The sequence below is a fragment of the Variovorax sp. P4_D9 genome (assembly GCF_056401695.1).
In genome coordinates, this window is the sequence record NZ_JBFUIU010000452.1 from 1 (window position 1) to 7,364 (window position 7,364).

Below are 7,364 nucleotides of genomic sequence, written 5' to 3' on the forward strand. Positions count from 1 at the left end.
GACCCAGTCGGTGATGTAGACCTTGTGGCCCTGGAGCATGGTGCGCACCGTGTCGCGCAGCAAGGTCGCGTAGTGGCCCGACAGCGGCGCCACGATCAGCACCACCGGCTGGCTCTTGAGCGTCTGCAGAATGTCGGGCTCGTCCGTGAAGCGCTTGAATCGGCGCAACTGGCAGAAGGGCTTCTCGATTTCGACGCTTTCGTAGATCACCACGTCGTGGCCATCGACCTTGACCGTCTTGATGCCGAATTCCGGCTTTTCGTAGTCCTTGCCAAGTCGATACAGGAGGTCGTAGCCGGCGGCCATGCGCTGCGCCATCGGCGTCTGCCCCAGGGCCGCGCCCTGGCCATAGAGTTTGGAGGCCGCCTGCGCGAAGTCGGCGAACGGCTCCATGAGGGAACGCTGGGCTTCGTAGAGTTGATAAAGCATGGGAGGGCCTGAAAGTTGTTGCGATGCAATATATCAGCAGCTTCCCCTCGAAAGTAGGGGGCGCGCCCCACTTCAGATCTTTCCGCGTGACATCGTTCCGCTGGCGAAATCAGGCCGGGATCGCGAACGAATCGAGCACCCTGAGCCAGGGCCAGCGGGCTTGGTAGTCGGCCGCCTTGGCGGCATACAGGTGCGGTTGGTGGCAGCGCGGATTGGGCCGCAGGACGCCCTCGTACAGCGCCTTCAGGCAGCAGGGGGCATAGAGTGTCGGGCCAACCTCGCCCGCCTGCAGGCCGACGCAGGTGCAGTCCACCAGGAAGCGGTCGATCCCGTCTTGGGCGCACTGCGAGGCCGCATAGCTGCCGCCGAAATAGTCTGCGTACCAGGTATGCACGCGGGCCTGGTTTTTCGTTTCGAGGGTGACAGGCACACCGGCAAAATGCCGCCGCACGCGCTCGTCGACCAGCCGCTCGGCTTCCGCTGACAGATCGGAGGCGTCAAAGTAGAACAGGTCGTAGTCGCGGATGCCGGCCTCCGGCGGCCGGCCGCACTGCCCGTTCCAGACGCTCTGAAACAGGCAGCCGGCCACCAGCCAGGCGTCCGGCAGCGCCAACGCGGGAAGGCCCTCGAGGATCGCGCGGTTGTGCGGATTGCGCAGCGCGTCCTCGATGAAGCGGCCGGACAGGGCCGGGCTCAGAGAACCTTGGCGATGCTCTCGCAAACGTAGTCGATGTTCTTGCTGTTGAGCGCGGCGACGCACATGCGGCCGGTGTCGGTGCCGTAGACGCCGAATTCGTCGCGCAGGCGCACCATCTGGTCCTTGGTCAGGCCCGAGTAGCTGAACATGCCGATCTGCGAGGTGATGAAGCTCATGTCCTGCTTCACGCCGGCCACCTTCAGGCCGTCGACCAGCTTCTGCCGCATCGCCTTGATGCGCACCCGCATCTCGGCCAGCTCGGCTTCCCACACCGCGCGCCGCGCCGGGTCGTTGAGCACCGCCGCCACCACTGCGCCGCCGTGGATCGGCGGGTTGCTGTAGTTGGTGCGGATCGCGATCTTGAGTTGCGACAGCACGCGCGCGGCTTCTTCCCTGCTCTCGCACAGCACCGACAGGGCGCCCACGCGCTCGCCGTAGAGGCTGAAGCTCTTCGAGAACGAGGTCGAGACGAAGAAAGTAAGGCCGGCTTCGACGAACTTGCCGATCACGGCGCCGTCTTCATTGATGCCGTGGCCGAAGCCCTGGTAGGCCATGTCGAGGAAGGGGGTCAGCCCGCCGGCTTCGACGGCGGCGATGACCTGGTCCCACTGGGCCGGCGTGATGTCGTAGCCGGTCGGGTTGTGGCAGCAGGCGTGCAGCACGACGATGGTGCCGGCTGGCGCCGCCTTCAGCGCGGCCAGCATGCCTTCGAAGTCGATGCCGCGCTTGGCGGCGTCGTAGTAGGGGTAGCTCTCGACCGTGAAGCCGGCGTTGGTGAACAGCGCGCGGTGGTTTTCCCAGCTCGGGTCGCTGATCAGCACCTTGGCCTGCGGCGTCAGCTTCTTGAGAAAGTCGGCGCCGACCTTCAGGCCGCCGGTGCCGCCGATGGCCTGAATGGTGGCGACGCGGCCGGAATTCACCGGCTCGCTGTCGTCGCCGAAGACCAGGCCCTTGACTGCGTTGTCATAGGCGGCGATGCCGTCGATCGGCAGGTAGCCGCGGGCGCTGGGCGCCTTCATCATGTCCTCTTCAGCGGCCTGCACGCACTTCAGCAGTGGCAGCTTGCCGTTGTCGTCGTAGTACACGCCCACGCCCAGGTTGACCTTTTTCGGATTGCCGTCGGCCGCATATTGCTCGTTGAGGCCCAGGATCGGGTCGCGAGGCGCCATCTCGACGGCGGTGAACATTGACATGGAAAGTCCTTTGGATGATCGGTTCACGTGAAGCCGGGTCCTGCGTTACGCTGCCCGGTTAGCTTGAATTTTACCGGCCGCGCCACCAGCTTCCGGAGTCCACGCCATGCCAGAAACATCAGAAGTCATTCCAGAACCGCAACACGCCGACCCGGTGGGCCCGCACAAGCAGGGCGAATTCGTCGGCTTTCCCGGTTCGCCGTTCGAGCTTTTCCAGCCCTATCCGCCCGCCGGCGACCAGCCCAAGGCCATCGCCGGACTGGTCGAGGGCGTGCAGGACGGCGAGGTGTTCCAGACCCTGCTGGGCGTCACCGGATCTGGCAAGACCTTCACCATGGCCAACGTGATCGCCCGGCTGGGCCGACCGGCGATCGTGTTCGCGCCCAACAAGACGCTGGCGGCGCAGCTCTACAGCGAGTTTCGGGAGTTCTTCCCGAAGAATGCGGTCGAGTACTTCGTCAGCTACTACGACTACTACCAGCCCGAGGCCTATGTGCCGCAGCGCGATCTGTTCATCGAGAAGGACAGCTCGATCAACGAGCACATCGAGCAGATGCGGCTGTCGGCCACCAAGAGCGTGCTCGAGCGGCGCGACACGGTCATCGTCGCCACCGTGAGCGCCATCTACGGCATCGGCACGCCCGAGGACTACACGCAGATGCGCTTCATCATGCGGCAGGGCGACAAGATCGGGCAGCGCGACGTGATCGGGCGGCTGATCCGCATGCAGTACACGCGCAACGAGCAGGACTTCTCGCGCGGCACCTTCCGCGTGCGCGGCGACACCATCGACGTCTTCCCGGCCGAGCACAGCGAGCTGGCGATCCGAATCGAGCTGTTCGACGACGAAATCGAGACGCTGCAGTTGTTCGACCCGCTGACCGGCCGCATCCGGCAAAAGATCCCGCGCTTCACGGTCTATCCGTCGAGCCACTATGTGACGCCGCGCGACAAGGTTCTGAGCGCGGTCGAGACCATCAAGCTCGAACTCGAAGAGCGGCTCAAGTTCTTCGTCGGCGAGGGCAAGCTGGTGGAGGCGCAGCGGATCGAGCAGCGCACCCGCTTCGACCTCGAGATGCTGGCCGAGATCGGCCACTGCAAGGGCATCGAGAACTACACGCGGCACCTGTCGGGCGCGGCGCCCGGCGAGCCGCCGGCCACGCTCACCGACTATCTGCCGAAGGACGCGCTGATGTTTCTCGACGAGAGCCACCAGATGATCGGCCAGCTCGGCGGCATGTACAACGGCGACCGGGCCCGCAAGACCACCCTGGTCGAGTACGGCTTCCGGCTGCCGTCGGCGCTCGACAACCGGCCGCTCAAGTTCGAGGAGTTCGAGAAACGGATGCGCCAGTGCATCTTCGTCTCGGCGACGCCGGCGCAGTACGAGAAGGACAACGCCGGCAACGTGGTCGAGCAGCTGGTCCGTCCCACCGGGCTGATCGACCCCGAGGTCGAGGTCCGCCCCGCCACGCACCAGGTCGACGACGTGCTGCAGGAGATCCGGCTGCGGGTCGACAAGAACGAGCGCGTGCTGATCACCACGCTGACCAAGCGGATGGCCGAGCAACTCACCGACTACCTGAGCGACAACGGCGTCAAGGTGCGCTACCTGCACAGCGACATCGACACCGTGGAGCGGGTCGAGATCCTGCGCGACCTGCGCCTGGGCAGCTTCGACGTGCTGGTCGGCATCAACCTGCTGCGCGAGGGCCTGGACATCCCCGAGGTGTCGCTGGTGGCGATCCTCGACGCCGACAAGGAAGGCTTCCTGCGCGCCGAGCGCTCGCTGATCCAGACCATCGGACGGGCGGCGCGCAACTTGAACGGGAAGGCGATCCTCTACGCCGACCGCATGACGGACTCGATGAAAAAGGCAATCGACGAGACCGATCGGCGCCGGGCGCGCCAGATTGCGCACAACGAGGCCCACGGCATCACGCCGCGCAGCATCCTGAAGGAGGTGCGCGACCTGATCGACGGTGTCTATAGCGAGAAATCGGGCAAGGAGGCGGCCAAGCGCGAGCTGGAGCGCGCCAAGGTCGAGGACATGTCCGAAAAGGACGTGGCGCGCGAGATCAAGCGCCTCGAGAAGCTCATGCTGGAGCACGCCCGGAACCTCGAATTCGAGAAGGCCGCCCGGGTCCGCGACCAGCTGGCGGAACTGCGCGAGCAGGCCTTCGGTGCCGCCGGCCACGACAACATCGCGCTCTGAACCGCCCGGAAGGCGGCGCAATCGGGTTTACCCGAGCAGCGCTGAGGGGCTTCTGCTATACTTGACCGAAATACTCAAGAACAAAAGAACTTCGCGATGAAGGGCGACTCCAACCGATCGGCACACCAGCCGGTCGAGGGTCGTGCAGGGCGGAGACGAGGTCACCGCGGCCCCCGGGCTCGGTGACATTTCCACGGTAAGCACTCAAGGAGCTTGCGATGCGTCTCACTACCAAAGGCCGCTTTGCGGTTACGGCCATGATCGACCTGGCGCTGCGCCAGAACACCGGTCCGGTCACGCTGGCCGCGATCAGCCAGCGGCAGCAGATTTCGCTGTCCTATCTCGAGCAGCTGTTCGGCAAACTGCGCCGTCACGAGCTGGTCGAGTCGACGCGCGGCCCCGGCGGCGGTTATTCCCTTGGCCGCAAGGCGGCGGATATCACCGTGGCCGACATTATCGTCTCGGTCGACGAGCCGATCGACGCCACCCAATGCGGCGGCAAGGAAAACTGCCTCGGCGAAGCGGGTCGCTGCATGACCCACGAGCTCTGGGCCTCGCTGAATCAGCGCATGGTCGAGTTCCTCGATTCCGTCACGCTGCAGAAGCTGGTCGACGACCAGATCGCCAAGGGCGTGCAGATCGAGAACAAGCCGGCCGTCAAGCGCGCGATCTCGGCGCAGCCGGTGGTCAAGCCGATCCGCGTCAACGCGCCGAACTCGGTCTTCGCACTGGGCAACGCCTTCGCCAAATCCTGATCAGGCGGCGCCTTCGGGCGCCTCGGTCAAAACACTCCGAACAAAGATCAACCCCACGCCAGCCTGAGCCAGCTATGGACGTCACTCCTCATTTCCCGATCTATCTCGATTACGGCGCCACCACGCCGGTCGATCCGCGCGTCGTCGACGCGATGATTCCCTGGTTGCGCGAGCATTTCGGCAACCCGGCGTCGCGCAGTCACGCCTGGGGATGGGAGGCCGAGGAAGCGGTCGAGAAGGCACGTGCCGAAGTGGCCGACCTGATCGGCGCCGACCCGCGCGAGATCGTCTGGACCTCCGGCGCCACCGAATCGAACAACCTCGCGCTCAAGGGCGCGGCGCATTTCTACAAGGGCAAGGGCAAGCACCTGATCACGGTGAAGACCGAGCACAAGGCGGTGCTCGACACCATGCGCGAACTCGAGCGCCAGGGGTTCGAAGTGAGCTACCTGGATGTCCAGGAAGACGGCATGCTCGACCTCGAGGTGTTCAAGGCAGCGATCCGCCCGGACACTATCCTGGCCAGCGTGATGTTCGTAAACAACGAGATCGGCGTAGTCCAGGACGTGGTCGCGCTCGGCAACATCTGCCGCGAGAAGGGCGTGATCTTCCACGTCGACGCGGCGCAGGCCACCGGCAAGGTCGAGATCGACGTCAAGACGCTGCCGATCGACCTGATGAGCCTGGCCTCGCACAAGACCTACGGCCCGAAGGGCATCGGTGCGCTGTACGTGCGCCGTAAGCCGCGCGTGCGGCTCGAGGCCCAGATGCACGGCGGCGGCCACGAGCGCGGCATGCGTTCGGGCACCCTGCCGACCCACCAGATCGTCGGCATGGGCGAGGCCTTCCGCCTGGCAAAGCTCGAGATGAAGGCCGACGTGGCCAAGGCCGCGGCGCTGCAGAAGCGTCTTCTCGACGGCCTGAAGGACATCGAGCAGGTCTTCATCAACGGCAACCTAAAACACCGCGTGCCGCACAACCTGAACATCAGCTTCAACTACGTCGAAGGCGAGTCGCTGATCATGGGCATCAAGGGCCTCGCCGTGTCCAGCGGCTCGGCCTGCACCTCGGCCAGCCTGGAGCCCAGCTACGTGCTGCGCGCCCTGGGCCGCAGCGACGAGCTGGCCCACAGCAGCCTGMGCATGACCATCGGCCGATTCACGACCGAGGAAGAAATCGACTACGCGATCTCGACCATCAAGCACAACGTCGCCAAGCTCCGCGAGCTGAGCCCGCTGTGGGAGATGTTCCAGGATGGCATCGACATCAGCACGATCCAGTGGTCGGCTCACTGAACATTCAAGGAGGTACTCCATGGCTTACTCATCCAAGGTCATCGACCACTATGAAAATCCCCGCAACGTCGGCTCCTTCGAAAAGGGCGACGATTCGGTAGGCACCGGCATGGTCGGCGCACCGGCCTGCGGCGACGTCATGAAGCTGCAGATCAAGGTCAACCCCGAGACCGGCGTGATCGAAGACGCGCGCTTCAAGACCTACGGCTGCGGCTCGGCGATCGCCTCGTCCTCGCTGGTGACCGAATGGGTCAAGGGCAAGACGCTCGATCAAGCGGCGGCGCTCAAGAACGCCCAGATCGCCGAGGAACTGGCGCTGCCGCCGGTCAAGATCCACTGCTCGATCCTGGCCGAAGACGCGATCAAGGCCGCTGTCAGCGACTACAAGGCCAAGCACGGCGTGGCTGAAACCGCCGTGACGGAAAGCACTCACTGACCATGGCTGTGACTCTGACCGAATCGGCCGCGCGCCACGTCACCCGCTATCTCGGCAAACGAGGCAAGGGCGTGGGCGTGCGGCTGGGCGTCAAGACCACGGGCTGCTCGGGCCTGGCCTACAAGCTCGAGTACGTGGACGAGTTATCGCCCGAGGACGTGGTGTTCGAGGACCATGGTGTCAAGGTGCTGGTCGACCCCAAGAGCCTGGCCTACATCGACGGCACGCAGCTCGACTTCGTGCGCGAGGGCCTCAATCAAGGCTTCAAGTTCAACAATCCGAACGAACGCGACCGTTGCGGCTGCGGCGAAAGCTTCCGCATCTGAGCCTGCCCGGCCCCGGAC

At 64.9% G+C, this 7,364-nt stretch carries 7 protein-coding genes and 1 pseudogene; 5 read left to right on the top strand and 3 right to left on the bottom strand.

Annotation, left to right across the window (positions count from 1 at the left end; all coding sequences use genetic code 11):
• From AC1DY5_RS34815 to AC1DY5_RS34825, 3 genes and pseudogenes are all read right to left on the bottom strand, one after another.
• A pseudogene (locus tag AC1DY5_RS34815) lies at positions 1–429 on the bottom strand (polyhydroxyalkanoate depolymerase); the annotation flags it as partial.
• A gap of 109 nt (positions 430–538) precedes the next feature.
• On the bottom strand, positions 539–1,150 hold the full coding sequence (locus AC1DY5_RS34820) for a nucleotidyltransferase family protein (protein WP_478118951.1): 612 nt from the start codon (positions 1,148–1,150) through the stop codon (positions 539–541).
• Entirely contained in the window at positions 1,123–2,319 is a 1,197-nt protein-coding gene (locus tag AC1DY5_RS34825) for an amino acid aminotransferase (RefSeq protein ID WP_478118952.1), read from the bottom strand. The genes AC1DY5_RS34820 and AC1DY5_RS34825 overlap by 28 nt, the downstream gene beginning before the upstream one ends.
• A gap of 106 nt (positions 2,320–2,425) precedes the next feature.
• On the opposite strand from AC1DY5_RS34825, the gene uvrB reads away from it, so the two are divergent.
• The 5 genes from uvrB to iscA all read left to right on the top strand — a co-directional run bounded on the left by uvrB (position 2,426) and on the right by iscA (position 7,346).
• Entirely contained in the window at positions 2,426–4,534 is a 2,109-nt protein-coding gene (uvrB, locus tag AC1DY5_RS34830) for an excinuclease ABC subunit UvrB (RefSeq protein WP_478118954.1), read from the top strand.
• Positions 4,535–4,752: 218 nt separating this feature from the next.
• On the top strand, positions 4,753–5,289 hold the full coding sequence (gene iscR, locus AC1DY5_RS34835; protein WP_158720462.1) for a Fe-S cluster assembly transcriptional regulator IscR: 537 nt from the start codon (positions 4,753–4,755) through the stop codon (positions 5,287–5,289).
• Between the two features lie 74 nt (positions 5,290–5,363).
• Positions 5,364–6,584, top strand: a complete 1,221-nt coding sequence (locus tag AC1DY5_RS34840) for an IscS subfamily cysteine desulfurase (protein ID WP_478118955.1) — start codon at positions 5,364–5,366, stop codon at positions 6,582–6,584.
• A gap of 19 nt (positions 6,585–6,603) precedes the next feature.
• Positions 6,604–7,020, top strand: coding sequence for a Fe-S cluster assembly scaffold IscU (gene iscU / locus AC1DY5_RS34845; protein ID WP_478118957.1), 417 nt, complete (start codon positions 6,604–6,606; stop codon positions 7,018–7,020).
• Between the two features lie 2 nt (positions 7,021–7,022).
• Positions 7,023–7,346 (top strand): iron-sulfur cluster assembly protein IscA, encoded by a 324-nt coding sequence (gene iscA, locus AC1DY5_RS34850; protein ID WP_478118958.1) that lies wholly within the window; start codon positions 7,023–7,025, stop codon positions 7,344–7,346.
• Positions 7,347–7,364: the final 18 nt, after the last annotated feature.